Annotated in this window: 23 protein-coding genes; 3 read left to right on the forward strand and 20 right to left on the reverse strand. The window is 67.2% G+C overall.

Annotated features, from left to right (window positions below; genetic code table 11):
- Positions 1-78: 78 nt before the first annotated feature.
- The 16 genes from ybgF to aspS all read right to left on the reverse strand — a co-directional run bounded on the left by ybgF (position 79) and on the right by aspS (position 14,673).
- Positions 79-897 (reverse strand): tol-pal system protein YbgF, encoded by an 819-nt coding sequence (gene ybgF, locus B9Y82_RS13945; protein WP_100473678.1) that lies wholly within the window; start codon positions 895-897, stop codon positions 79-81.
- A gap of 3 nt (positions 898-900) precedes the next feature.
- On the reverse strand, positions 901-1,419 hold the full coding sequence (pal, locus tag B9Y82_RS13950; protein WP_005410748.1) for a peptidoglycan-associated lipoprotein Pal: 519 nt from the start codon (positions 1,417-1,419) through the stop codon (positions 901-903).
- A gap of 64 nt (positions 1,420-1,483) precedes the next feature.
- Positions 1,484-2,803 carry a Tol-Pal system beta propeller repeat protein TolB gene (gene tolB / locus B9Y82_RS13955; RefSeq protein ID WP_100473679.1) on the reverse strand — a complete coding sequence of 440 codons (1,320 nt, stop codon included), beginning with the start codon at positions 2,801-2,803 and terminating at the stop codon, positions 1,484-1,486.
- A gap of 284 nt (positions 2,804-3,087) precedes the next feature.
- On the reverse strand, positions 3,088-4,143 hold the full coding sequence (tolA, locus tag B9Y82_RS13960; RefSeq protein WP_100473680.1) for a cell envelope integrity protein TolA: 1,056 nt from the start codon (positions 4,141-4,143) through the stop codon (positions 3,088-3,090).
- A complete protein-coding gene (tolR, locus tag B9Y82_RS13965; protein WP_100473681.1) occupies positions 4,133-4,561 on the reverse strand; it encodes a protein TolR in 429 nt (142 codons plus the stop codon). Before tolR ends, tolA begins: the two co-directional genes overlap by 11 nt.
- Positions 4,562-4,585: 24 nt before the next feature.
- A complete protein-coding gene (gene tolQ, locus B9Y82_RS13970) occupies positions 4,586-5,365 on the reverse strand; it encodes a protein TolQ (protein WP_006438802.1) in 780 nt (259 codons plus the stop codon).
- Between the two features lie 10 nt (positions 5,366-5,375).
- Positions 5,376-5,807, reverse strand: a complete 432-nt coding sequence (gene ybgC / locus B9Y82_RS13975) for a tol-pal system-associated acyl-CoA thioesterase (protein WP_100473682.1) — start codon at positions 5,805-5,807, stop codon at positions 5,376-5,378.
- Positions 5,797-6,837 (reverse strand): Holliday junction branch migration DNA helicase RuvB, encoded by a 1,041-nt coding sequence (gene ruvB / locus B9Y82_RS13980; RefSeq protein WP_100473683.1) that lies wholly within the window; start codon positions 6,835-6,837, stop codon positions 5,797-5,799. The genes ybgC and ruvB overlap by 11 nt, the downstream gene beginning before the upstream one ends.
- Before the next feature lie 386 nt (positions 6,838-7,223).
- The gene (locus B9Y82_RS13985; protein WP_006438676.1) at positions 7,224-9,143 is read right to left on the reverse strand and encodes a potassium transporter Kup; all 1,920 of its coding nucleotides are present in this window, start codon (positions 9,141-9,143) and stop codon (positions 7,224-7,226) included.
- A gap of 48 nt (positions 9,144-9,191) precedes the next feature.
- Positions 9,192-9,785 (reverse strand): Holliday junction branch migration protein RuvA, encoded by a 594-nt coding sequence (gene ruvA / locus B9Y82_RS13990; RefSeq protein ID WP_014648163.1) that lies wholly within the window; start codon positions 9,783-9,785, stop codon positions 9,192-9,194.
- Positions 9,786-9,798: 13 nt separating this feature from the next.
- Entirely contained in the window at positions 9,799-10,320 is a 522-nt protein-coding gene (ruvC, locus tag B9Y82_RS13995; RefSeq protein ID WP_100473684.1) for a crossover junction endodeoxyribonuclease RuvC, read from the reverse strand.
- A 105-nt stretch (positions 10,321-10,425) separates the two neighbouring features.
- Positions 10,426-11,157, reverse strand: coding sequence for a YebC/PmpR family DNA-binding transcriptional regulator (locus B9Y82_RS14000; RefSeq protein ID WP_100473685.1), 732 nt, complete (start codon positions 11,155-11,157; stop codon positions 10,426-10,428).
- A gap of 163 nt (positions 11,158-11,320) precedes the next feature.
- Entirely contained in the window at positions 11,321-11,953 is a 633-nt protein-coding gene (locus B9Y82_RS14005) for an esterase/lipase family protein (RefSeq protein ID WP_100473686.1), read from the reverse strand.
- Positions 11,954-12,028: 75 nt separating this feature from the next.
- Positions 12,029-12,550, reverse strand: coding sequence for a GNAT family N-acetyltransferase (locus B9Y82_RS14010; protein WP_100473687.1), 522 nt, complete (start codon positions 12,548-12,550; stop codon positions 12,029-12,031).
- 31 nt (positions 12,551-12,581) lie between these two features.
- On the reverse strand, positions 12,582-12,905 hold the full coding sequence (locus tag B9Y82_RS14015) for a DNA primase (RefSeq protein WP_100473688.1): 324 nt from the start codon (positions 12,903-12,905) through the stop codon (positions 12,582-12,584).
- 16 nt (positions 12,906-12,921) lie between these two features.
- Positions 12,922-14,673, reverse strand: coding sequence for an aspartate--tRNA ligase (gene aspS, locus B9Y82_RS14020; protein ID WP_100473689.1), 1,752 nt, complete (start codon positions 14,671-14,673; stop codon positions 12,922-12,924).
- Between the two features lie 159 nt (positions 14,674-14,832).
- On the opposite strand from aspS, the gene B9Y82_RS14025 reads away from it, so the two are divergent.
- A complete protein-coding gene (locus tag B9Y82_RS14025) occupies positions 14,833-15,570 on the forward strand; it encodes a DUF3011 domain-containing protein (protein WP_100473690.1) in 738 nt (245 codons plus the stop codon).
- 49 nt (positions 15,571-15,619) lie between these two features.
- On the opposite strand, the gene B9Y82_RS14030 is transcribed toward B9Y82_RS14025, so the two are convergent.
- The 3 genes from B9Y82_RS14030 to blaL2 form a co-directional block, all read right to left on the reverse strand.
- Positions 15,620-16,261, reverse strand: a complete 642-nt coding sequence (locus B9Y82_RS14030; protein ID WP_100473691.1) for a hypothetical protein — start codon at positions 16,259-16,261, stop codon at positions 15,620-15,622.
- 53 nt (positions 16,262-16,314) lie between these two features.
- On the reverse strand, positions 16,315-17,529 hold the full coding sequence (locus tag B9Y82_RS14035) for a cation:proton antiporter (RefSeq protein ID WP_100473692.1): 1,215 nt from the start codon (positions 17,527-17,529) through the stop codon (positions 16,315-16,317).
- 86 nt (positions 17,530-17,615) lie between these two features.
- Positions 17,616-18,530 (reverse strand): L2 family extended-spectrum class A beta-lactamase, encoded by a 915-nt coding sequence (gene blaL2 / locus B9Y82_RS14040; protein ID WP_100473693.1) that lies wholly within the window; start codon positions 18,528-18,530, stop codon positions 17,616-17,618.
- Between the two features lie 177 nt (positions 18,531-18,707).
- On the opposite strand from blaL2, the gene ampR reads away from it, so the two are divergent.
- Positions 18,708-19,571 (forward strand): LysR family transcriptional regulator AmpR, encoded by an 864-nt coding sequence (gene ampR / locus B9Y82_RS14045; RefSeq protein ID WP_100473694.1) that lies wholly within the window; start codon positions 18,708-18,710, stop codon positions 19,569-19,571.
- A 74-nt stretch (positions 19,572-19,645) separates the two neighbouring features.
- On the opposite strand, the gene B9Y82_RS14050 is transcribed toward ampR, so the two are convergent.
- A complete protein-coding gene (locus B9Y82_RS14050; protein WP_043400521.1) occupies positions 19,646-21,511 on the reverse strand; it encodes an ABC-F family ATP-binding cassette domain-containing protein in 1,866 nt (621 codons plus the stop codon).
- 335 nt (positions 21,512-21,846) lie between these two features.
- Between B9Y82_RS14050 and B9Y82_RS14055 the strand changes: the two genes are divergently transcribed.
- Positions 21,847-24,234: a TonB-dependent receptor plug domain-containing protein gene (locus B9Y82_RS14055; protein ID WP_100473695.1), complete on the forward strand. Its 2,388-nt coding sequence runs from the start codon at positions 21,847-21,849 to the stop codon at positions 24,232-24,234.
- Positions 24,235-24,264: the final 30 nt, after the last annotated feature.

Here is a 24,264-nt window from a genome sequence, read left to right on the forward strand (position 1 = left end):
GGGTGCCGATCCGGAAACGAAAGCAGCCGAGCGTGGGCTCGGCTCTACGGGACACATATTGTACGCCGGGTCAGCGGATCAGCGGATCTGCTTGCCGAGACGGATGGACTGCAGGCGGTCCTGCGCGGTACGCGCGGCGTCCGAGCCCGGGTACTGCGCCACGACGGTCTCCAGCGTCTGCTGGGCCTGGTCGACCTTGCCCTCGCCATACTGCGAGAGGCCAACCTTGAGCAGGCCGCCAGCGGCCTTGTCGTGGGTCGGATAGCGCGAGAGCAGTTCACGGAACTGGGCCTCGGCCATCGGGAAATTGCGCGTGGCGTAGTAGCTCTCGCCCAGCCAGTACAGCGCGTTCGGCGCGTACACGCCGTTCGGGTACAGCTGCAGGAAGCTCAGGAACAGCTGGGCCGAATCATCGTACTTGCCGGCCTTCAGCGAATCGAAGGCGACGTTGTAGGAGGTGCGCTCGTCACCGGTAGCGGCAAGGCTGCCGGCATCACCATGGACGGAAGGCGGCCGCTCGGAAGTGGCCGCCGCTGCGGGTTTTGCCGGAGCCGGTGCGGCCTTCGGCGCGCTCGCCGGAACGGGCGGCTGGGCCGGGGCGGCATTGCCCCCTTCCAACCGGTTCAGGCGGCTGTCCAGATCCAGGTACTGGTCCTGGGCGGACTGCTTGAGCTGGGCGTTGTCGTGCTGCAACTGCTCGATCGAGGCCTGCAGGCTGGTGACCTGCTGCCGCAGCTGATTGATCTGGTTCAACAGGTCCTGGTTGGCACTGTTGTTGTACATCTGCTGCTCGAGCGCGCCGACACGGTCGGCCAGGCTCTGTCGCTGTGCATGCGCCGGTGCGGCAGCCACGAGGGCTGCCGCAACGACCAGCATCAGTTTGATGCCAATACGCATGGATTACTGCGCGGTGTAGACGATTTCGACGCGACGGTTCTGCGACCAGCAGGACTCGTTCGACTCGGTGCAGACCGGACGCTCTTCACCGTAGGACACGACGGTCAGCTGCGAAGCCGAGCCACCGTTGGCCTGCAGGGCCGAGTTGACGCCGTTGCCACGACGCTCACCCAGGGCCTGGTTGTACGCGCGCGAACCGCGCTCGTCGGTGTGGCCCTGCAGGGTGATGCGCGAGGACGGACGGTCACGCAGGTACTTGGCGTGGCACGCCATGATGGCCTGGAATTCCGGCTTCACGTCTTCCTTGTCCAGGTCGAAGTAGACAACGCGCTGGCGCAGGCAAGCGTCGGTGTCCAGGTCGCCCGGGCCATACAGGCCGGAGGTCGACGGACCGGTCGGGGTGGTGGTCGAGGTGCCGGTGTCGACCGGGGCTGCCGGCTCTTCCTTCACCTTCTTCGAGCAACCGGCCAGGACGGCCACAGACAGCAGGGAAACAAGCAGAACGCGGGTGGACTTGTTCATGGCGATACCTTTGTGGCTCCTAGGCCGATGAGGGGTTCAAGACAGCGAAAATATTAACACTCTTTTAGCGCTGGGTACGGTATGGGGACCATGCCGGTTCGCGCACATCTCCGTCAGCCAGAACCAACCGCTGGCGCACGCGCGCATCGGCGGAAACGGCGTACAGCACACCACGGCCACCCTCGCGGGCGGCGTACAACACCATGCTTGCGTTGGGCGCAAAGCTCGGAGATTCATCCAGCGAACCCGGGGACAGCGTGCTCCAGCGGGGCGAACCCAGCGAGCTGTCCATCATCGCGATCTTGTAGCTGTTGCCGGAGCCCTGGGCGACGGCGATCTTCTTGCCATCGTACGACACCGAGGGCTTGGCATTGTAGTTGCCCTGGAAGGTCACGCGCTCGGCACTGCCGCCGCCCGCACCCACCTTGTAGACCTGCGGACGGCCGCCGCGGTCGGAAGTGAAGTACACCGCGCTGCCGTCCGGCGCCCAGGTCGGCTCGGTATCGATGGCGAAGTGGTTGGTCAGCTGGGTGAGCTGCTTGCTGCCCAGGTCCATCACGTAGATTTCCGGGTTGCCCGAACGCGACAGGGTCAGGGCCAGCTTGCGGCCGTCCGGCGAGAACGCCGGGGCGCTGTTGATGCCACGGAAGCTGGTGACCAGCTCGCGCGCGCCGGTGCCGATGTTCTGGATATAGATCGCCGAATTGCCACGCTCGAAGCTGACGTAGGCCAGCTTGCTGCCATCCGGGCTCCAAGAAGGCGACAGCAGCGGCTCGGCCGAACGCACGATCGTCTGCGGGTTGTAGCCATCGGAGTCGGCCACCATCAGCGCATAGCGCATGGCGTCGCCCTTGCCGCTGGCGGTCACGTAGGCAATGCGGGTCCAGAAGGCGCCGCGCACACCGGTGATCTTTTCGTAGATGGCGTCGGCCATCTGGTGGGCAACGTCGCGCATGGCGTTGCCACGGGCGGTCATCGCCAGGCCCAGCAGGCGCTCGCCCTTGGGCACGTCGAACAGTTCGTACTCGACGCGATAGGCGCCGGCACCGGCGTCGAGCACCCGGCCGACCACGATGTAGTTCTGCTTCAGCGCGCGCCAGGTGGCGAACTGGATCTCACCGCCACGCACGGGCTTCTCGACGATCTGCGCTTCCGGCAGCGTGCGGAACTGGCCCGAGCGCTCCAGGTCGGCGCGGACCACGCCGGCGACGTCGGTCTGCGGAGCGGCCGACGAACCCTGGTAGGGCATCGGCACGATGGTGATCGGCAGGGCGGAGGCATTGCCGCCGATGATGTCGATATCCAGTCCCCTCTGCTGCGCAACGGCAGCGAAGGGCAGCAACAGGGCCGCAAACACGGCAAGCCAGCGAGGCATCTTTTTCATGGAGCGCTCAATAGGGGGAAACCGGAACGAGGGATAACAAAGCGGGAGTGAACCGCTTCGCAATCATGAACCAAGGGTACGTGAATTCCGGGTCAGTTCCAGCCCGTCCTCTCACGCACCGTTAACGTCGTGGCTAACATCGCACCTGCCTGCCCCGGTCACGCCGCCCTGTGGGGCGGTGTTCGACGGCCGCCTACAGCCTGCCCAGCCGAAACCAGGCCTGCCAGAGGCAAGCGCGACATCCGTGGGCGCAGGTGGCCCGAGGCCACCCTGCCCCGCCCGCCTCAGCGATCCTGGGCGGTAAAGGTGAAGTTGAGCGTACGCGCGAACACCGACTCGAACCCGCGGTACGGCAACGGTTGCGCGTTGAGCACGGCGGCCTCGATCGATCGCCTGCCGGCTTCGTCGTACGGGCAGTTCGGGCTGACCTTGGCCTGCATCACCGTGCCCCCTGGAATCTGGGTGATGGTGATCTGGCAACGCTGGCCCAGCGGCACCGTGTCCGGGCGCACCCACTGCGACAGGACCTTGGCTTGGATCGCGGCCGCGTATTTGGCCGAAAGATCGTCGCTGTTGCCACCGCCGCCGGCAGCCGGCTGGGACGCACCACTGGCGCCGGCAGCGGCCGTACCGGCGGCATTGCGCGCGGCAGCCACCTGGCGCAGCTTCTGCTCGGCAAGCTTGGCCTCCTTCTCGGCCTGCTCGCGGCGGGCGCGGATCTCGGCGATCTTCTTCTGTTTCTCGGCCTCGGCCTTGTCAGCGGCCACGCGCTCCTGCTCGGCCTGCTTCTTCTTCTCGTCCGCTTCCTGCTGTTTGGCCAGGCGCAGCTTCTGCTCGGCTTCTTCCTGGCGCTTGCGTTCGGTCAGGTCGATCTGCTCCTGGCGGCGCTTGGCTTCCTGTTCCTGCTTGGCCTTCTCCTGCGAGATGGCCAGCGCGCTCACCGCTTCCTGGTCCTTGGTGTCCGGCTGCGCGACACGCTCCTGCGCCTGTTGCTGCTGCGGCGTGGGGGCGTCCTGCGGGCGCGGCTCGGGAATCGGCTGCGGCGGCGGAATGGTGTCTTCCGGCACCGGGATCGGCTCGGCGACCGGCGGCGGCAGGTCTTCCAGCTTTTCCGACTGGCGCAGGGCCTGGCGTGCGGCGGAGGCCTCGGACGCCGACAGCGCCAGGCTGGCCTCGACCGACGGGTCGCCAGCGGCAGCATCGGTGTTGCGCTCAGGCGACCAGAACCAGGCCACGATGAACACCAGCGCGACCAGCAGGTGCACCAGCAACGCCAGCGCCAGGGGCAGGCCCCAGCCGGGTTCGCGCTGATGCGGAGGTGGCAGGGCGTCAGCGTGCATCGGTGGCCAGGCCTACCTTGTCTACCTTGGCGCGCTTGATCACATCCATCGCGGCGATGACCTGTTCATAGGCCACGGCGCGGTCGGCGGCGACGATCACGCGCACGCCCTTGTCCTGGGCGGCAATGCCGGCCAGGCGGCCTTCCAGTTCCTCGGCCGACACGGCGGTCGGTTCCTTGGCGTCGGGCAGTTTCAGGCTGAGCTGGCCGTCCTGGCGCACCGAGACGATCACCGGGTCCTGTTTGCTCTCCAGCGCCTTGGCGTTGGACTGCGGCAGGTCCACGTCGAAGCTCAGGGTGAGCAGCGGTGCGGTGACCATGAAGATGATCAGCAGCACCAGCATGACGTCGATATAGGGGACGACGTTGATTTCCGATTTCAGCTTGCGGCGCTTGCGGCGGCCGATGGCAGCGGACATGGCTTGGACTCCCGGGTCAGGCGCTTACTCGTCGCCAGCGCTCTGGCGCTGCAGGATGGAGCTGAACTCTTCGGCGAAGGTCTCGAACCGCACCGACATGCGCTCTACGCGGGTGGTGAAGCGGTTGTAGGCCCACACCGCCGGGATCGCCACGAACAGGCCGATGGCGGTGGCGAACAGCGCTTCGGAGATGCCCGGCGCGACGGCGGCGATGCCGGCCTGCGCGCCACTGCTGATCATGTCGTGCATGGTCACCATGATGCCGAACACGGTACCGACCAGGCCCACGTACGGCGCAGTCGAGCCGATGTTGGCCAGCAGCTCCAGGTTGCGCTCGAGCTGGTCCACTTCGCGGGTGTAGGTGGTGCGCATGGCGCGCTGCGCGCCTTCCAGCTGCGCACGGCCATCCAGGCGGCGCTTGTCACGCAGGCGGGTGTACTCGCGGAAACCGGCTTCAAAAATGGCTTCCAGGCCGCCGACATTGCGGCTGCGGTCGGTGGCCGAGCTGTACAGCTTGCCCAGGTCGGCGCCGGACCAGAAGCGGTTCTCGAACTCGTCGGCTTCGCGGGTGGCCTGCTTGAACACGCGGGCCTTGCGGAAAATGATCACCCAGCTGACGAACGAGCCGACCAGCAGCAGCAGCACGATGATCTTCACCGGCAGGCTGGCCTTGGCCATCAGTTCGAGGTAGTTGATGCCGCCGCCGGTGGTGGCCTGGGCAAGGGTCTGTGTCGCGGCGTTGCTGACGTCGGCCGGCAGTGCCTCGGTGACCGTGGCCTGCAGGGCCAGGAGCGTTGCGATCATCCGTTGTTCCTCAGTGTTCGGATTCGGGGTGGAGGTGGGGTTGCAGCACGGTAAGGACGGCCTCGTCCATGCCACGCGGGCGGAAACTGGCCGCTTCCAATGCGGCAATTCGGACCTGGGCCGACAGCAGCAGTTCGCCGTCGCGCAGGATCTGCTGGTCGAAGACCATGCTGGCCTTCTTCAGCTGGACCAGCCGGGCGCTCACCTGCAGGGTGTCATCCAGCCGTGCCGGCCTGATGAAATCCATCTGCATCGAGCGCACCGCGAAGACCATCCCATGCTCGGCGCGCATGCGCTCCTGGCCGTAGCCCAGCGCACGCATCCATTCGGTCCGGGCTCGTTCCATGAAGGCCACGTAGCGGGCGTGGTAGACCACGCCACCTGCGTCGGTATCTTCCCAGTAAATGCGTGTCGGCCAACTGAATCGCGGCTCAACCGACATCGGGAACCTCCGCGAACAGGTCCTGCGGCGGGTTTTTCGGCTTCAGGCCCATGTGCCGGTAGGCCTTGTGGGTGGCCATGCGGCCACGCGCGGTACGCACCAGGAAGCCCTGCTGGATCAGGTACGGCTCGACCACGTCTTCCAGCGTGCCACGTTCTTCTGACAGCGCTGCGGCCAGCGATTCGATGCCGACCGGGCCACCATCGAAGTAGTCCACCATGGTCTTGAGCAGGCGCCGGTCAAGCTCGTCGAAGCCCTCCGGGTCGACCTTCAGCATTTTCATCGCCGCCTGTGCCACGGCTTCGTCGATATGGCCGCCGGCCTTGACCTGTGCGTAGTCGCGCACGCGGCGCAGCAGGCGGTTGGCGATACGCGGGGTACCGCGCGCGCGGCGCGCGATCTCGCCGGCACCATCGGCAGTGCAGTCGATGCCGAGGATGGTGGCCGAGCGGCGCACGATCCGGGTCAGCTCTTCGACGCTGTAGAACTCCAGGCGCTGGACGATGCCGAAGCGGTCGCGCAGCGGCGCGGTCAGCAGGCCGGCGCGGGTGGTGGCGCCGATCAGGGTGAACGGCGGCAGGTCGATCTTGATCGAGCGGGCCGCGGGGCCTTCGCCGATCATGATGTCGATCTGGAAGTCTTCCATCGCCGGGTACAGCACTTCCTCGACCACCGGCGACAGGCGGTGGATCTCGTCCACGAACAGCACGTCGTGCGGCTGCAGGTTGGTCAGCAGCGCGGCGAGGTCGCCGGCTTTCTCGATCACCGGGCCGGAGGTGACCCGCAGGGCCACGCCCAGTTCATTGGCGATGACGTGGCTGAGGGTGGTCTTGCCCAGGCCCGGCGGCCCGAAGATCAGCACGTGGTCGAGCGCGTCGCCGCGTCCCTTGGCCGCCTGGATGTAGATTTCCATCTGCTCACGCACCGGCACCTGGCCGAGGTAATCGGCCAGGCGCTTGGGGCGGATGCTGGCGTCGGCGGCGTCATCCTCGCGGGTGGCGCCGGCGCCGATGATGCGGTCGTCGGTCATGTGCTGATTATGCGGCAAAAGCGTGAGTTTCGGCCGGGCCGCGCCCGGCACCCGCAGAGGCAACGGCAACATCCAGAGCAACAGCGGAAGCGGGCTTCCTGGGGAATGGCGGGGTGGGTCCGGTTGCGGGGACGCCGTAAACCCGTCCATGGGGGGCTCAGCCGCGCCATCCATGGCGCGGATGCCCCGCAACCGGACCCACCCCGCCTTCGACAGTTTTCCGCGTTCTGTCGGAACGGCATTCTGCTCTGGTGGGTGCCGACCGCTGGTCGGCACAGTAGATCCACGCCACGCGTGGATGGAACTGGAGCGCAGAGTGGGCTCAGCTTCTGGCGCGCGGGCCCGCGGTTTGCGCAGCAGATCGTGGGGCGTGGCGCAGGTGGAGATTAGATCTCCACCTGCGCGCCCAGTTCCACCAATCTGTTGCCCGGAATCCGGAAGAACCCGGTCGCCGGAGCGGCATTCCTGTGCATCAGCGCGAACAGCTTGTCACGCCAGATCGGCATGCCACGGTTGGCGGTGGCGACGATGGTCTCGCGGCTGGCGAAGAAGGTGGTGTCCATCGGGTCGAAGTAGATGCCGCCGTGGTCGCACGAACGCATCAGCGCCAGTGGCACGTCCGGGGTCTCCATGAAACCGAAGCGCACGTAGACGCGATAGAACTCGTCGCCCACCGATTCGATCTTCAGCCGCTGCCCTTCCATCGCATATGGGATCGGCAGGGTTTCCACGTGAAGGAACACGTTGCGCTCGTGCAGCACCTTGTTGTGCTTGAGGTTGTGCATCAGCGCGTGCGGGGCCACGGTCGGGTCGGCGGTGAGGAAGACCGCGGTGCCCGGCACGCGTACCGGCGGCGCCAGCATCAGGCCCGGCAGGAAGGTGTCCAGGCGGATGCCGTCCTTGCGGATCTCATCACGCAGCAGTTCGCGGCCACGGCGCCAGGTGCGCATCATGGTGAACAGGAAGATGCCCAGCACCACCGGGAACCAGGCGCCCTGCAGCAGCTTGGCGCCGTTGGCGATGACGAAGCCGAGGTCGATGATGAAGAACACCACGCACAGCGGCAGGATCCAGTTGCGGGCCTTCGGCCACAGCGAGCGCGCGACCAGGGCCAGCAGCAGTGTGTCGATCAGCATGGTGGCCGACACCGAGATGCCGTAGGCCACGGCCAGGTTCGACGAGCTGCGGAAGGCCAGCACCAGGCCGATCACCATCACCGCGATACCCCAGTTGATGCCCGGGATGTAGATCTGGCCGATGGTGTCGTGCGAGGTGTGCTTGATGCGCATGCGCGGGATGTAACCCAGCTGCATGGCCTGGCGCGAGACCGAGAACGCACCGGTGATGACCGACTGCGACGCGATCACCGCCGCCATCGTGGCCAGGATGATCATCGGGTACAGCGCCCACGGCGGCACCGCCTCGAAGAACGGGTTCTTCAGCGCCTCGGGGTGGTTGAGCACCAGTGCGCCCTGCCCCAGGTAGTTAAGCACCAGGCACGGCAGCACGAAGAAATACCAGGCGTGGCGGATGGGTTTGGCGCCGAAGTGGCCCATGTCGGCGTACAGCGCCTCGCCACCGGTCACCGCCAGCACCACCGCGCCAAGGATGAAGATGCCGTGCCAGCTGTGCTCCATGAAGAAGCGGATCGCCCACCACGGGTTGAAGGCCTTCAGCACTTCCGGCGCGTCGACGATGTTGTAGATGCCGATCGCGGCCAGCGAAATGAACCATACCGAGGTGATCGGGCCGAACGCCTTGCCGATCTTTTCGGTGCCGAAGCGCTGCGCGGCAAATACCATCAGCAGCACCACCACGGTGATCGGCACGATGAAGGCATGCAGGCCCGGCGCGGCCACCTCCAGGCCTTCGACCGCGCCAAGCACGGAGATCGCCGGGGTGATCACGCCGTCACCGAAGAACAGCGAGGCGCCGAATATACCGAGGATGCCGACCACGTAAGCCGAGCGCGACCCGTTGCGCAACGTACGCTGGGTCAGCGCCATCAGCGCCATGATGCCGCCCTCGCCGTCATTGTCGGCGCGCATGATGATGGTCACGTACTTCAGCGTAACCACGATGTTCAGCGCCCAGAATGCCAGCGACAGCACCCCCAGCACGGTGTCGTGGTCGCTGTTGAGCCCGTAGTGCGGCGAGAACGCCTCCTTCAGGGTGTACAGCGGGCTGGTACCAATATCGCCGAAGACCACGCCGATCGCACCGATGATCAGCGCCATGCCTCCGGCGGGAGGAGCGTGACCGTGGCCGCCGGGGGCAGCTGCGTGCGGGGTTTGACTGCTGGACATGGGACTCCTGGCGAAGCTCAGGCGGTTCGTTTAGGGATGGGAAGCAGGTCAGCGCAGCGCCGACTGCAGCGCCTTGCGGATCACGGTGGCCACTTCGTCACCTTCATTGAAGGCATCGCGGGCCATGCGTGCCGCTTCGGCCGGCTTGTAGCCCAGCTGCTGCAGGGCCACGGTGGCATCGGACAGCGGATCGGCCGGCGCCGGACCACTGCCGGTGGGCAGCGCGCCGCCGGCACCGAACTGGGCGGCGCGGTCACGCAGCTCCAGCACCATGCGTTCGGCGGTCTTCTTGCCGATGCCCGGGATGCGGGTCAGCGCGGTGATGTCGCCGGCCTGGACCATGCGCGCGAATTCTTCGACGCTGACCCCGGACAGCACGGCCAGCGCGATCTTCGCGCCGATGCCGCTGACCTTCTGCACGTCGCGGAACAGGCGCCGCTCGCCCTCGCGCAGGAAACCATACAGCGAGACGCTGTCTTCCTTCTGCGAATAGTGGGTATACAGGGTGACCTCGCGGCCGAGTTCGGGCAGGTCGTAGAAGGTGCTCATCGGCGCCTCCAGTTCATAGCCCACACCGTTCACGTCCACCACCAGCCACGGCGGCGCCTTGTAGGCGACGATGCCGCGCAATCGACCGATCATTGCGTGCAGCTCCTCATTTGCGGCCCCACGCCTGGCGGGCACTGAGCCCCAGGCGGTTGGCCGTTGCCCTTACGTGGGCATGGGTGATCGCCACCGCCAACGCGTCGGCCGCGTCGGCCTGCAGCTTGGTTTTCAGGTTGAGCATGAGCCCGACCATGTGTTGAACCTGTTGCTTTTCGGCGCCACCGCGCCCGACTACCGCCAGCTTGATCTCGCTGGCGGCGTATTCGTGCACCGGCAGATCGCGCAGCACCACCGCCGAGATCGCCGCGCCGCGGGCCTGGCCCAGCTTCAGCGCCGAATCGGGATTGCGGGCCATGAACACCTTTTCGATGGCCACTTCATTGGGCTGGAATTCCCGGCACAGATCGGCCAGGCCCAGCACCAGCAGCTTCATGCGCTGCGGGAAGTCGTCGGCGCCCAGCAGCACCAGCGGCTGGTGATGCACGTGGCTGACGCGCCCGGCCGCATCGACATCGATGATGCCGACCCCGGTCCGCTGCGAACCAGGGTCGATGCCGAGGATGCGGGTCACGCTGCGCCCCTGGCAGGGCGGAACGGGAGGCACTGGCAGGCGTATGGGCTCATGGCTGTCCGCGGTGACCGTTCAACGGCCCGCGCCCAGGCCGTCGAAGACGGCTCAGGCGTAGGCGTCGGCGCCAAGTTCGGCGTTGGAATACACGTCCTGCACGTCGTCCAGGTCTTCGAGCATGTCCAGCAGCTTCTTGACCTGCAGGGCGACCTCGCCCTCGACCTTGATGTCGTTGTCCGCGCGGAAGGTGATCTCGGCATGGTCGGCGACATGGCCGACGGCGGCCATCGCATCCTTCACCGCGTTGAACGCGTCAGGGCTGGTGACCACGTCGATCGAGCCGTCGTCCGGGTAGACCACGATGTCATCGGCGCCGGCCTCGATGGCCGCTTCGGTGATGGCTTCCTCGTCGGCCCCCGGGGCGAAGCTGAGCACGCCCAGGCGCTTGAACATGAAGGCCACCGAGCCCTCGGTGCCCATGTTGCCGCCGCACTTGCTGAACGCATGGCGGACATCGGCCACGGTGCGCACGCGGTTGTCGGTCAGGCAGTCGACGATCACGGCCACGCCACCCGGGGCGTAGCCCTCGTAGCGGATTTCCTCGTAGTCGACGCCTTCCAGTTCACCGGTGGCCTTCTTGATGGCGCGCTCGATCACGTCCTTGGACATGTTGACGGCCAGGCCCTTGTCCATGGCCACGCGCAGGCGCGGGTTGTTGTTGGGGTCGCCTCCACCGCCGCGCGCGGCAACGCCGATCTCGCGGATGATCTTGGTGAAAATCTTGCCGCGCTTCGCGTCGGACGCGTTCTTGCGGGCTTCGATGGAGGGGCCTCTACCCATGGGTGCTACCGTCTGGCTGCTTCAGGATCAAGGCGCGGATTCTACCTGATCGGGCGCTGCAACCGTGTCTAGGGCGGAGGGATGCCGCCGGGTCATGCCCGGCGGAGAGCGTGCGAACCAACGGTTCGCACCCACCGAGGCAGGCCGGTTCGCACCCACTCAATCATGCGGCGGCGGCGTCGCGGCTGTGGTCGAACTGGCCGTGGCGCAGGAAATGCGCGGTCTGCCGCGCGGCATCGGGCGACACCACCAGGCCACTGTGGCTGGTGCGGACCACGCAATGGTCGGCCAGGCCCGGCAGGCGGGTCTCGGCCAGCGCCACGGTACCGTCGGAGGCATCGTCGATCGCCCCCAGCAGGCTGCCCAGCCCGTGCGGCACCGAACCCGCGATCAGGCCGACCTCGGCCCTGCCCTCCCAGTCCGGCAGGCCATCGAGGAGCAGGTCGCTGCTGCGGCCCAGCGCCAGGCCCCAGCCGTGCTCGGACAACGAGCGCGCGGTGCCGCTGCCGCGCAGCGGCGAACCCAGGCAGACCACGCGCTGCACCGGCAACTGCGGATTGCGACGCAGCGCTTCCAGCGCCAGCAAGCCGCCCAGGCTGTGGCCGACCAGCGACAACGGTCCGGCATCGGCCAGCCGCTCCAGCAGCTGCGGCACGGCCACGTCGGGGCCACCGAACACCGAGGAATAGCCGAACGCATGCACCTGGAAACCGCGCGCGCGCAGGCGCCAGGCCAGCGGCCCGACCCAGGCACGGGCATTCCAGATGCCATGCAGCAGCAATACGGGGGGAGTCATGCAAACAGCCTGGCGGTCAGCGGGGCAGGAACGTGAGGTGATTGAACACGCGCGCGCAGCAAGCGGCGGTGAACGTCAGGCCGAGCGCGGTGCGCGGCGCAGGATGAATTCGAGATCGTTTGTGCCGCCCACCGGGAACAGGTACTCGCCGGCCTTCTCGAATCCGTAGCGGGCGTAGAAGCGCTGTGCGCCGAAGTTCTCCGACCACACGCCCAGCCACAACGTGCGTGGGCCTTCGTGCTCCAGCCAGGCCAGCGCGGTTTCCAGCAGGCGGCTGCCCCAGCCGCAGCTCTGCTGCGTCTTGATCAGGTACAGGCGCTTGAGTTCGCCGTCACCGGGCTTCACGTCCGGGTGCGGCAGGCCACAGGGGCCGGCGGCGGCATGGCCGACCGCCTCCCCGTCCAGCTCCAACAGCCACACCGCGTAATCGGGGTGGGCCAGGATCACGCGCTGGCGCTCGACCGTGTAGGCCTCCTCGAGGAAGGCCTGCAGGTCCTGCGGCGGGTACAGATGGCCGAAGGTTTCGGTGAACGTGCGGGCAGCCAGCGCCGACAGGGTCGGCGCGTCGTCCACGGTGGCGCGGCGGATCGAATACATGCAGGAAGTTGACGTCAGGGCGAAGCGCGGGTCAAGCCTTTTCAGGCGATTCCGCTTCTTCCTCGTCCTCGTCCTCTTCCTCGTATTCCTCTTCGTCCTCGTCCTCTTCTTCCTCGCCTTCCTCGTCCTCGTCGTACTCTTCCTCTTCGTCGTCCTCGTAATCCTCGACGCCGAAGTCTTCACCGTCCCAACGGCCTTCGCCGTCGGCGACGAAGGTCAGGGCCATCGCCGCCGGGTTGGTTCCGACGCGAACCAGCCAACCACCGAACACGCGCGCACGCTCGGTGACCAGGTTGGCCTCGGAGCCTTCATTGCCCAGCTTTTCCCACTCCAGCGAAAACGCAAACTCGGTCATTGCCTGGATCTCCTGATCAGTTGGTCTTGGGGCGAACCTGGATGTGCACTTCGGCCAGCTGCGCGTCGACGATCGGCGACGGCGCGTCGGTCATCAGATCCTGCGCACCGGTGGTCTTCGGGAACGGGATGACGTCGCGGATCGACTCGGTGCCGGCCATCAGCGCGGCGATGCGGTCGATGCCGAAGGCGATGCCGCCGTGCGGCGGCGCGCCGTAGTTCAGCGCGTCGAGCAGGAAGCCGAACTTGGCGCGGGCCTCTTCGGCACCGATGCCGAGCAGCTCGAATACCGCGCTCTGCATGTCCGGACGATGGATACGGATGGAACCACCGCCGATTTCATTGCCGTTGAGCACCATGTCGTAGCCGCGCGAGACGGCGGTACGGGCGTTGGCGCGCAGGTCGGCGATGTCGTCCACAGCTGGTGCAGTGAAGGGATGATGCAGGGCGACGAAGCGCTGTTCTTCCTCGTCCCACTCGAACATCGGGAAGTCGGTGACCCACAGCGGGGCCCAGCCGTCGGCGACCAGCCCGAAGTCCTTGCCGGCCTTCAGGCGCAGGGCGCCCATGAAGTCGGAGACCTTGTTGTAGCCACCGGCGCCGAAGAACACGATGTCGCCGTTGCCGGCACCGACATGAGCCACCAGCGCAGCGAAGGATTCCTCGCTGAAGAACTTCTGGATCGGCGAGCTGACTTCGCCGTTGTCGGCGATCTTGATGTAGGCCAGGCCCTTGGCACCGTACTTGGCGGCATGCGCGGCGTACTCGTCGATCTGCTTGCGGCTCAGCGACGCACCGCCCGGGATGCGCAGCGCGGCGACGCGGCCTTCGGCATCGTTGGCCGGGCCGGTGAACACCGCGAACTCACTGTCCTTGACCAGCTCAGCCACGTCGACCAGTTCCAGCGCGATGCGCAGGTCGGGCTTGTCCGAACCGTAGCGACGCATCGCCTCGGCCCAGGTCATGCGCGGGAAGCTGGCATCCAGCTGGACATCGACCACTTCCTTGAAGATGGCGCGGATCATGTCTTCGACGAAGTCCTGCACATCGCGTTCGCGGACGAAGGCGAACTCCATGTCCAGCTGGGTGAATTCCAGCTGGCGGTCGGCACGCAGGGCTTCGTCGCGGAAGCAGCGCGCGATCTGGTAGTAGCGATCGAAGCCGGCCACCATCAGGATCTGCTTGAACAGCTGCGGGCTCTGCGGCAGGGCATAGAACTCGCCCGGATGCATGCGCGCCGGCACCAGGAAGTCGCGCGCGCCTTCCGGAGTGGCCTTGGTCAGGATCGGGGTTTCGATGTCCTGGAAGCCCTTCTCGTCCAGGTGGCGGCGCAGAGCCTGCACCAGCTTGATGCGGGTGCGCTGCATGCGCTGCATTTCCGGGCGGCGCAGGTCCAGGTAGCGGTACTTCAGGCGGGTTTCCTCGCCCGGGTTCTCGTGGGCGTGGAACGGCAGCGGCGCGGCCTTGTTCAGCACGGTGATGGCGGTGGCGATCACTTCCACCTTGCCCGTGCGCATCTTGTCGTTGACCGCGTGGCGGGCGCGCACGACGCCTTCCACCTGCAGCACGTCCTCGTAACCCAGCGACGCGGCCACGGCGAACACTTCGGCGTTGTCGACCTCCACGGTCACCTGCACGATGCCTTCATGATCGCGGAGATCGATGAAGCAGACGCCGCCCTGGTTACGGGCCACGTCGGTCCAGCCGGCGAGGGTGACAGTCTGGCCAATCAGGGTCTCGTCGACCAGGCCGCAGAAGTGGGTACGCATGGGGGGAAAGCTCCGCTGGAGAACGCCGGCACCGGATGGGGGCCGGAAAGCCTCGTATTCTGCGGCCGAGGCCCCGGCCGGGGCAAATCCGGCCAGTCACACCGGCTTGATCGCCCCCTTCCCTATAGTCAGGCACCTGCCACCGTATGGGATGCCGCCATGAAACCGCTGTCCCTGGCCAGCCTGGCCGTGACCCTGAGCCTGGGCACCATCGCCACGCTCGCCCTGCCCTCCGCCCCGGCCGCCGCGCAGGACGGGGTGATCCGCTGCGAGAGCCAGAACAACCGCGAACGGGTCTGCACTACCGGGTGGCGCAATGCGCAGCTGGTCCGCCAGCTGTCCGGAAGCGCCTGCGACGAGGGCCGCACCTGGGGCAGCCGCAATGGCAGCATCTGGGTCACCAACGGCTGCCGCGCCGAATTCGTCGAGGCCCGTGGCGGCTGGGGTGGCGGCAACGGGGGGGGCTGGGGTGGCAACAACGGGCGCCCCGGCGAGACCATCCGTTGCGAGAGCCAGAACAACCGTGAGCGCAGCTGCCCGGTCGGCTGGCGCAATGCCCGCCTGGTCCGCCAGCTGTCCGGCAGCCCCTGCAACGAAGGGCGCACATGGGGCGTGCGCAATGGCGCGATCTGGGTCAGTGGCGGTTGCCGCGCCGAGTTCGCCGAGGCCCGCGGCTGGGGCGGCGGCGGTTGGGGCGGCGGCAACAGCAACTACTCGATCACCTGCAGCAGCAACAACAACCGCTCGCAGACCTGCGACTGGGATGAGCGCCAGGGTCGGCCAGTGCTGCAGCAGCAGCTGTCCGGCAGCGCCTGCCAGGAGGGCCGCAGCTGGGGTTACTCGCGTGGCCAGGTGTGGGTGAGCAACGGCTGCCGGGCGCGCTTCGGCACGCGGTGAGTGCAGGGTCGGGGTCAGAGCCCTCCGCAGGAGGGATCCGACCCCGGGATCACGGCGCGGGTGCTGTGTCGTCGCCCCACGGTGGCGGTGGCAGGTCGACCGGCTTGCTCAGGTCGAACTTCACGCGGAAACGGCGGCCTTCCGGGCGCGTCAGTTCGTAGACGAAGGTCTGGTCGGGGTCGATCTCCATCGCCCAGGTGTTGTGCGTGGAAGCCAACATGTCGGCGCGACGGAACATCGCCACCGAATCGGAGTCGGCCGGGAACTGCTGGCGCCCGGCGGTGCCCGGCGGCGTGCTGTCGCCGCCGTAGAGGGTGATCGCATCGGCGCTGCCATCCTGATGGCGATGATCGTGCTTCAGGCGCAGGCCGTTTTCGGTGCGGGTCAGCACCCACGTGCGCGAGTGGTCATCCCCCACATGGAAAGGAATCCGCAATTCATGGGCGGGATCGGCACAGCCGCGCACATGCATGACCAGGCGCTGGCCGGCGAACGGGTCTTTGCCGGTCGGTGCCGGCGTATCCTCCACCACCCGGCCCTCATAGGCCTGGCCGCAATGCGCGGCGATGGCGGCCATGAAGGCATCGGCCGGTGCGGTCGCCAGATCATGGGCGACCGTATCGGAACGCTGCGAGCATGCAGCGAGGCTGAACAGGAGGGCGGAAGCGGTAGCAACGGCAGGCAGTTTCATGCCCCAACCCTAACGGTCATGGCCGACGGGCGCAAACCACGTGCGCTCCCCGATCAACGTTCAGCTGTCTGTGCCTCCGGCAGCGTTTCGGTAGCCGCTACCGGTGCGGTCTCGCCCTCGCCCGCAGGCTCCTGTTCCACCGGATCGACGTCGAACGGTGTGCGGAACACCAGCGACGGCAACAGCGTAGTCAGTGCGGCATAGAGCAGCAGCGCGCCGAACAGCACCGCCGGAATCTGGAAACGCTCGCGCATGATCGCCGCCAGCACCAGGGTGAAGATCAGGGTCGGAGCCAACGCCAGCGAGACCCGCAGGCTGCTGCGGAAGCTCTCGCCAAACATCACCCGGCGCTGCAGCCAGACCACGCCGATGCGCAGCGGCAGCACGACCAGGGTGATCACGATGCCCAGCCCCAGCGCCTCGAAGCTCAGTGCTTCGCTGGGCACCTTGGTGCCGGCGTTGAAAAAATAGAACGGCACGAAGAACGAGGCGAACAGGCGCAGCGCGTGCAGGTTCTCGTGCGAGGCCAGCAGCGGCATGCGCTGGTGCAGCAGGCGCGCGACCAGGCCGGCGATGAAGGCACCCACCAGGTAGTACACGCCCAGCAGGTAGGTGATATAGGCGGCCACCATGCCGACCATCACCAGCAGCGAGAACTCCGAGCCCGGCGCATGCGGTGCCACCCAGCGGCCCAGCGCGATGAACAGCAGCGGCAGGCCGATCATCATCGCCAGCAGCGCCAGGCTGGACAGCGCCATGTGGCCCGGATCGCCAGCCTGCAGCACGATGAACAACGCGGCCAGCGCCAGCAGTTCTCCGGCAATGGCCTTGCTGGTCACCCAGAACCGTTCGTCCTCGCTCAGGCCCAGCCGCGACAGCGAGTCCATGATGAAGCCGGTGGAGGGCGTCAGCAGGGCCAGCGCCAGCAGGCCAGCGGCCTGCCACGGCAATCCCGCATATCGCCAGGCCAGCCAGCCCACGCCGAACAGCGTGCCGGTACGGATCACCAGGTGCGCCAGCAGCGGCCACATGCCACGGCGCAGCGCCTGCAGATCCACTTCCAGGCCGGCAAACAGGAACAGCGAGGAAATGCCCAGCGTGGCCAGCAGGCCGATCACCGCGTCGTGCGCCTGGTCGCCCAGCCACAGCATGCCGATGATGCCGAACAGCAGGCAGGTCAGCGGCGCGGGCAGGCTGAAGCGCTGCAGCGCGCGCGGGATCACCAGCAGCGCGAAGATCAGCAGCAGGTAGATCAACTCATGGCTCATCGGGGGTCTTCCGTGGGGTTCGAACGCGCGCAGGATGCGCGTGCCCGACCAATCCGGCAAGCCATTTTCGAATGACCCCGGTTACCTCATCCGATCATCGCATCGGCCAGCGCCCCCACCCGTGCAAGCACCGCTGCGCGCTGGTCGTCATCGACCGACGCGCCCTGCAGATAGGCGGTGACCACCCACGCTGCGCCTCCTGTATGCGGCCATAGCACGGCGATGTCGTTGCGCGTGTCATCACCGTTGCTGCCGGTCTTGTCCCCTACCCGCCAGCGCTTTCCCAGCCCGGCGCGCAGGCAGGCATCGCCGGTCTGGTTGTCGATGAGCCAATCGGCGAACTGCTGGCGCGATGCCGGCTGCAGGCCATTGCCCACCGCGAAGCGGGCCAGGCTGGTGGCCATCGCGGCCGGGCTGGTGGTATCGCGCGGGTCTCCCTGCGCGAACAGATTCACGTCCGGCTCGTTGCGGTCATTGCGGGTAACGCTGTCGCCCTGCCCGCGCAGGAATGCCGTCAGCGCCGACGGCCCGCCCACCACCTCCAGCAGCAGGTTGGCCGCCGTGTTGTCGCTGGTGGTCAGCGTGCCCCGGCACAGGTCGCGCACCGTCAGGTCCTTGCCCACATGGCGGCGCGCCACCGGGGCGTAGGACTGCAGATCCTTCCCGGCGATGGGCACACGGGTGTCGAGCGAAACGCGGCCTGCATCGGCAAGGCTCAGCACATGGGCAACCAGCATCGACTTGAACGTGCTGCACATCGGGAAGCGCTCGTCCTGCCGATGCCCGCCGATGCGACGGCCATTACCGGTGTTCAGCACGGTGACGCCCAGGCGGCCACCGCTGGCTTTTTCCAGCGCGGCGAAATCGGCGGCGCCAGCAATGGCGGCGTTCGCGGTGGGTGTGCCGGACGAAGGGGCAACCGCCCGCGCCAGCGCAGGGGCAAGCAGCGAGGAAGCAACGGCAGCACCACTGAACTGCAGGAATCGGCGACGGGCGAGCATACGGGGGTTCTCCTGGGGACCGCCCGATTATTGAAGCCCTCCCCGGAGCCGACCAGCGCGAATTATCAGCGGAAGCCATGAATTCAATTCATACCTGTCGCAATCAACTCATTGAGATTTACGAAATTCCTCATTGAACGGGTAGGATCAGCCATCACCCTGGCTCACGGCTTCCCGATGCTGCACCCGACCCTGCCGCTGAACGCGCTGCGCGCCTTCGAGGCGGCTGCGCGCCATCAGAACTTCACCCGCGCCGCACTGGAGCTGTGTGTCAGCCAGGCGGCGCTGAGCCACCAGATCCGCGGCCTGGAGGACCGGCTCGGCATCCGCCTGTTCCATCGCCTGCCGCGCGGGGTGGCGCTGACCGACGAGGGCGCGGCGCTGTATCCGGTACTCAACGAATCGTTCGAGCGCATCTCGGCCAGCATCGCGCGCTACACCGGCGGGCCGGCCCGCGAAGTACTGACGCTGGGCGTGGTCGGCACCTTCGCCACCGGTTGGCTGCTGCCACGGCTGGCGGCGTTCGAGGCCGCGCACCCGGACATCGAGCTGCGCCTGCAGACCCACAACAACCGCATCGATCTGGCCGGTGAAGGATTGGACCTGGCGATCCGCTTCGGTGATGGCGACTGGCAGGGGCAGGCCTGCACGGCAATCCTCGATGCACCCTTCGCACCGCTGTGCGCCCCGGCGTTGGCGCGGCGGCTGAAGCAGCCGCGCGACCTGGGTACGCTACCGCTGCTGCGCTCTTACCGAAGCGACGAATGGCCGCGTTGGCTGCAGGCGGCCGGGGTCAGTGGCGTGGAAGCCCGCGGGCCAGTGTTCGATTCGTCGTTGACGCTGGCGATGGCCGCGATCGGCGGTGCCGGCGTGGCACTGCTGCCACTGCGCATGTTCGAGCAGGAATTGGCCGAAGGCCGCTTGCTGCAGCCCTTCGGCACCACGCTGGAGCTGGGTCGCTACTGGCTGACGCGGCTGCGCTCGCGCGCCGAGCGCGAGCCGGCCAAGCGCTTCCGCGAGTGGCTGCAGGCGCAGGGTTGAAAAAAGGGGACGGAGGGGATTAAGTCGTATGTGCACATACGACTTAATCCCCTCCGTCCCCTTTTTTCGCGGAGTCAGGACTCGAGCAGCTCCATCCACGCCGCTTCGGCCTTTTCCAGCTGGGCGGCGGCGGTTTCGCGGTCACGACCAATCACCGCCATGCGGGTGGCATCGGCGTAGTTGGCCGGATCGGCCAACTGGCGGTCCAGCTCGGCCAGCGCGCCTTCCAGCTCGGCCACCTTGGCCTCGGCGGCGGCCAGCTTGTGCGGATTCACCGGCTTCTTCTGCACCACCTGCGCCACCGGGGCGGTCTTGACCACCACCGGCTCTTCCACCTGCTCCATGCGCGCCTTGGTGCCCTGCGCCTGCGGACGGGTGCGCAGCCACGCGGCATACGCATCCAGGTCGCCATCGAACGGCTCGACTACGCCATCGGCCACGCGCCAGTAGGTATCACAGACCAGGCCGATCAGGTGGCGGTCATGCGAGACCATCACGATCGCGCCTTCGAAGGTGGCCAGTGCTTCGGCCAGCGCTTCGCGCATTTCCAGGTCAAGGTGGTTGGTCGGTTCGTCCAGCAGCAGCACGTTCGGCTGCTGCCAGGCGATCAGCGCCAGCGCCAGGCGCGCGCGCTCGCCACCGGAGAACCCATCGACCGGCTCGAATGCACGGTCGCCCGGGAAGTTCCACTTGCCGAGGAAATCGCGGAACGACTGGTTCGGTGCGTCCGGGGCGATCTCGCGGAAGTGCTCCATCGGCGACTGGCCTTCGTGCAGCGACTCCACCGTATGCTGGGCGAAGTAGCCGATCTTCAGGTCCGGATGCGCCATGCGCTCGCCGACGATCGGCGCCAGCTCGCCCACCAGGGTCTTCACCAGGGTGGTCTTGCCGGCACCGTTCGGGCCGAGCAGGCCGATGCGCTGGCCCGCTTCCAGGCCGAAGCCGACGTTGTGCAGGATCACCGCGTCCTTGCCGTAGCCGGCCTCGACGTGGTTCAGGCGGATCAGCGAGAACGGCAGCTTGGCCGGCGGCGCGAACTCGATGCGGAACTCGCGCTCGGCACGCACCGCTTCGGTACCGGCCAGCTTGGCCAGGCGCTTCATGCGGCTCTGCGCCTGCGCCGCCTTGCTGGCCTGCGCCTTGAAGCGGTCGATGAAGCTCTGCAGGTGGGCGCGCTCGGCCTGCTCCTTCTCGTGCGCGATCTGCTGCTGGCGCAGCTGTTCGGCGCGCTGGCGCTCGAAGTCGGTGTAGCCGCCCGGGTAGAGCTTGGCGCCGCCACCGTGCAGGTGCAGGGTGTGGGTGGCCACGTTGTCGAGGAACTCGCGGTCATGCGAGATCAGCAGCAGGGTGCCCGGGTACTTCAGCAGCCACTGTTCCAGCCAGTACACCGCGTCCAGATCCAGGTGGTTGGTCGGTTCGTCCAGCAGCAGCAGGTCGCTGGGCATCATCAGCGCGCGCGCCAGGTTCAGGCGCACGCGCCAGCCGCCGGAGAACGAGGACACCGCGCGATGGTGGGTCTCGGCCGGGAAACCGAGGCCATGCAGCAGCTTGCCGGCGCGCGCTTCGGCGTCGTAGGCATTGAGCTCGGCCATCTTCGTGTGCGCCTCGGCCACCGCTTCCCAGTCTTCGCGGGCGGTCGCCTCGGCCTCGGCGGCCAGCACCGCGGCCACCTCGATGTCACCGCCGAGCACGAAGCTCAGCGCCGGGTCGGGCAGTGACGGGGTTTCCTGGGCAACGCTGGCGATGCGCACCTTGCCCGGCAGGTCGACATCGCCCTTGTCCGCCTCCAGCTCGCCCTTCACCGCCGCGAACAGGCTGGACTTGCCAGCACCGTTGCGACCGACCACACCCACCCGGTAACCGGCATGCAGGGTCAGGTCGACATTGGACAACAGCAGCCGCTCGCCGCGGCGCAAGGCGAAATTACGAAGCGAAATCATGGGGGAAGGCGTCCATATAACCGAATGGAATGTGCTGGTGAGCACTGTTCCTGCGACGCAATTCTAGCGTTAACGAATACTTGACGCGCCCCGGGATGCGCGGCGGCCGGCGTTCCTCTCTCCCACGTCCTCGCCGCGCGCCTCCCGGGTCCCCTCCCCGCGCATGCCGATCCGGGCTAAATGGTTGCTGCTGCAACGTTTTTCCCGATGACCGGCATTTGACAGCCACTGAATATCCCGTTAATTCCTGCTTTGCGCACCGCAACAACCGCCGTCCGCCTCACCCCCGTGATGTCGATTCCGGTGCCGCCCCCGCCAACCGGAGCCCCCTCCCGATGACCCGCAAGACCAGCCTGATCGCCGCCGCCGTCGCTGTCGCACTCGGTGGCTCTCCGTTCGTTGCCGCTGCCCAGCAGGCCGGCACCGCCGCCAACACCCTGGACACGGTGATCGTTACCGGCACCCGCGTGGCCGACCGCACAGTCGCCGAATCGCAGTCGCCGATCGACATCATCACCCCCGAAGCCCTGCAGTCCACCGGCACCAGCGAGCTGGCCACCGCGCTGTCGCGCGCGCTGCCCTCGCTGAACTTCCCGCGCCCGGCGCTGACCGACGGCACCAGCGGCGTGCGCCCGGCGCAGCTGCGTGGCCTGTCGCCGGACCAGGTGCTGGTGCTGGTCAACGGCAAGCGCCGCCACACTTCGGCAATGATCAACGTCAACGGCAGCATCGGCCGTGGCTCATCGGCGGTGGACATCAACGCGATCCCGATCGCTGCCATCGAGCGCGTGGAAGTGCTGCGTGACGGTGCCTCGGCACAGTATGGTTCGGACGCCATCGCTGGCGTCATCAACATCGTGCTCAAGGGCAGCGGCCGGGGTGGCAGCCTGGCGGTGGACTACGGCCAGTACTCGGCCGGTGACGGCAACAAGTACCAGCTCTCCGGCGATACCGGCGTCGAGTTCGGCGATGGCCGTGGCCGCGTGCACGTGGCCGGCCAGATCAGCCAGCAGGACGAAAGCAACCGCGCCGGCCCGTACCGCGGCACCACCCCGAACACCGGCAACTTCCCGAGCATCGGCCAGAAGACCTTCATCGTCGGCGACCCGCGCGTGGATGCGACTGCGGCTTCGGCCAACGCCAGTTTCGATTTCAGCGACCGCGTGACCGGCTATGCCAGCGCGCTGCTCAGCAACCGCGACATCACCTCGTTCGCGTTCTACCGCTCGCGCAACCACAGCGGGCAGAGCGCGCTGCTGGCGCAGACCTACCCGGACGGCTTCGTGCCGGAGATCAACCAGTACTCCAAGGACCGCTCGCTGGTGGCCGGCGTCAAGGGCAGCACCGACAACGGCTGGACCTGGGACCTGAGCCTGAACCACGGCGAGAACACCCTGGACTTCCACACCCGCAACAGCATCAACTACAGCCTGGGTGCAACCAGCCCGCGCTCGTTCTACGACGGCACGCTGAAGTACCAGCAGGACATCTTCAATGCCGACCTGACCAAGTCGCTGGACTGGGGCCTGGCCTACCCGGTCACGCTGTCCTTCGGTGGTGAATACCGCAAGGAAAAGTGGGACCAGAACCCGGGCGAGCTGAACTCTTACACCGGCAGCGGCGCGCAGGGGTTCGCGGGCTTCACCCCGACCAACGAAGTGCATGCCGACCGCCACAACTACGCGGTCTACGCCGGGCTGGAAGCCGACCTGACCGAGAAGTTCTCGGCCGGCATCACCGGCCGCTACGAAGACTACTCGGACTTCGGCGACCGCTTCTCCGGCAAGCTGTCGGCGCGTTATGCCTTCACCGACAAGGTCGCGCTGCGGGCCACCGCGTCCAGCGGCTTCCGTGCACCGTCGCTGGCTCAGCAGGGCTACCAGGCGGTCACCAGCCAGTTCCTCAATGGCGTGTTCGTCGAGCGTGGCACCTTCCCGACCACCAGCCCGGCTGCGCAGGCGCTGGGCGCCTCGCCGCTGAAGGCCGAGACCTCCACCTCCTACAGCCTGGGCCTGGTGCTGCAGCCGGTCGACCGCCTGTACATCACCGTCGATGCCTACCAGATCGACATCGATGACCGCATCGCGCTGTCGTCCAGCATCACCACCAACGCCGCCACCAGCGCATTGCTGGGAACCCTGGGCCTGCCGCAGGTGACCGCGTTCTCCTACTTCACCAACGGCCTGGATACGCGCACCCGCGGCGTCGACTTCGTGTCCAGCTACACAGTGCCGTTCAGTGCCAGCAGCCTGGAACTGACCGCTGCGTACAGCTACAACGACACTGAAGTGCGCCGCGTCGGCGGCACCCCGGCGGTGTTCGGCACGCTGGGCCTGACCCAGTCGCTGATCGGCCGCGATGAGATCGGCCGCATCGAGGACAGCTACCCGCGCGACAAGGCGATCCTGAGCGGCACCTGGCGTTCGGACCACTGGGAACTGGGCCTGGCCGCAACCCGCTACGGCAAGTTCACCGTGCGCAACTCGGCCACCGCACTGCGCGACCAGACCTACGGCGACGCCTGGGTGGTGGATGCCTCGGCCAGCTACAAGCCGAGCAGCAACTGGACCCTGACCGTGGGCGCCGACAACCTGCTGGACAAGTACCCGGACCGCACCGAAGACCTGCAGAACTCCACCTTCGGCATGCTGCCGTACAGCAACTACTCGCCGTTCGGCTTCAACGGCGCGTATGTGTACGGGCGGATCAAGTACGCCTGGTAAGCGCTAGTGCCGGCCGCTGGCCGGCAACCC

Source organism: Stenotrophomonas maltophilia (assembly GCF_002799155.1).
Taxonomy (GTDB): domain Bacteria; phylum Pseudomonadota; class Gammaproteobacteria; order Xanthomonadales; family Xanthomonadaceae; genus Stenotrophomonas; species Stenotrophomonas maltophilia_R.

Coding starts and splice junctions, on each gene's coding strand:
- ybgF (WP_100473678.1), bottom strand. CDS start 897: ATGCGTATTGGCATCAAACTGATGCTGGTCGTTGCGGCAGCCCTCGTG.
- pal (WP_005410748.1), bottom strand. CDS start 1,419: ATGAACAAGTCCACCCGCGTTCTGCTTGTTTCCCTGCTGTCTGTGGCC.
- tolB (WP_100473679.1), bottom strand. CDS start 2,803: ATGAAAAAGATGCCTCGCTGGCTTGCCGTGTTTGCGGCCCTGTTGCTG.
- tolA (WP_100473680.1), bottom strand. CDS start 4,143: ATGCACGCTGACGCCCTGCCACCTCCGCATCAGCGCGAACCCGGCTGG.
- tolR (WP_100473681.1), bottom strand. CDS start 4,561: ATGTCCGCTGCCATCGGCCGCCGCAAGCGCCGCAAGCTGAAATCGGAA.
- tolQ (WP_006438802.1), bottom strand. CDS start 5,365: ATGATCGCAACGCTCCTGGCCCTGCAGGCCACGGTCACCGAGGCACTG.
- ybgC (WP_100473682.1), bottom strand. CDS start 5,807: ATGTCGGTTGAGCCGCGATTCAGTTGGCCGACACGCATTTACTGGGAA.
- ruvB (WP_100473683.1), bottom strand. CDS start 6,837: ATGACCGACGACCGCATCATCGGCGCCGGCGCCACCCGCGAGGATGAC.
- B9Y82_RS13985 (WP_006438676.1), bottom strand. CDS start 9,143: ATGTCCAGCAGTCAAACCCCGCACGCAGCTGCCCCCGGCGGCCACGGT.
- ruvA (WP_014648163.1), bottom strand. CDS start 9,785: ATGATCGGTCGATTGCGCGGCATCGTCGCCTACAAGGCGCCGCCGTGG.
- B9Y82_RS14000 (WP_100473685.1), bottom strand. CDS start 11,157: ATGGGTAGAGGCCCCTCCATCGAAGCCCGCAAGAACGCGTCCGACGCG.
- B9Y82_RS14005 (WP_100473686.1), bottom strand. CDS start 11,953: ATGACTCCCCCCGTATTGCTGCTGCATGGCATCTGGAATGCCCGTGCC.
- B9Y82_RS14010 (WP_100473687.1), bottom strand. CDS start 12,550: ATGTATTCGATCCGCCGCGCCACCGTGGACGACGCGCCGACCCTGTCG.
- B9Y82_RS14015 (WP_100473688.1), bottom strand. CDS start 12,905: ATGACCGAGTTTGCGTTTTCGCTGGAGTGGGAAAAGCTGGGCAATGAA.
- aspS (WP_100473689.1), bottom strand. CDS start 14,673: ATGCGTACCCACTTCTGCGGCCTGGTCGACGAGACCCTGATTGGCCAG.
- B9Y82_RS14025 (WP_100473690.1), top strand. CDS start 14,833: ATGAAACCGCTGTCCCTGGCCAGCCTGGCCGTGACCCTGAGCCTGGGC.
- B9Y82_RS14030 (WP_100473691.1), bottom strand. CDS start 16,261: ATGAAACTGCCTGCCGTTGCTACCGCTTCCGCCCTCCTGTTCAGCCTC.
- B9Y82_RS14035 (WP_100473692.1), bottom strand. CDS start 17,529: ATGAGCCATGAGTTGATCTACCTGCTGCTGATCTTCGCGCTGCTGGTG.
- blaL2 (WP_100473693.1), bottom strand. CDS start 18,530: ATGCTCGCCCGTCGCCGATTCCTGCAGTTCAGTGGTGCTGCCGTTGCT.
- ampR (WP_100473694.1), top strand. CDS start 18,708: ATGCTGCACCCGACCCTGCCGCTGAACGCGCTGCGCGCCTTCGAGGCG.
- B9Y82_RS14050 (WP_043400521.1), bottom strand. CDS start 21,511: ATGATTTCGCTTCGTAATTTCGCCTTGCGCCGCGGCGAGCGGCTGCTG.
- B9Y82_RS14055 (WP_100473695.1), top strand. CDS start 21,847: ATGACCCGCAAGACCAGCCTGATCGCCGCCGCCGTCGCTGTCGCACTC.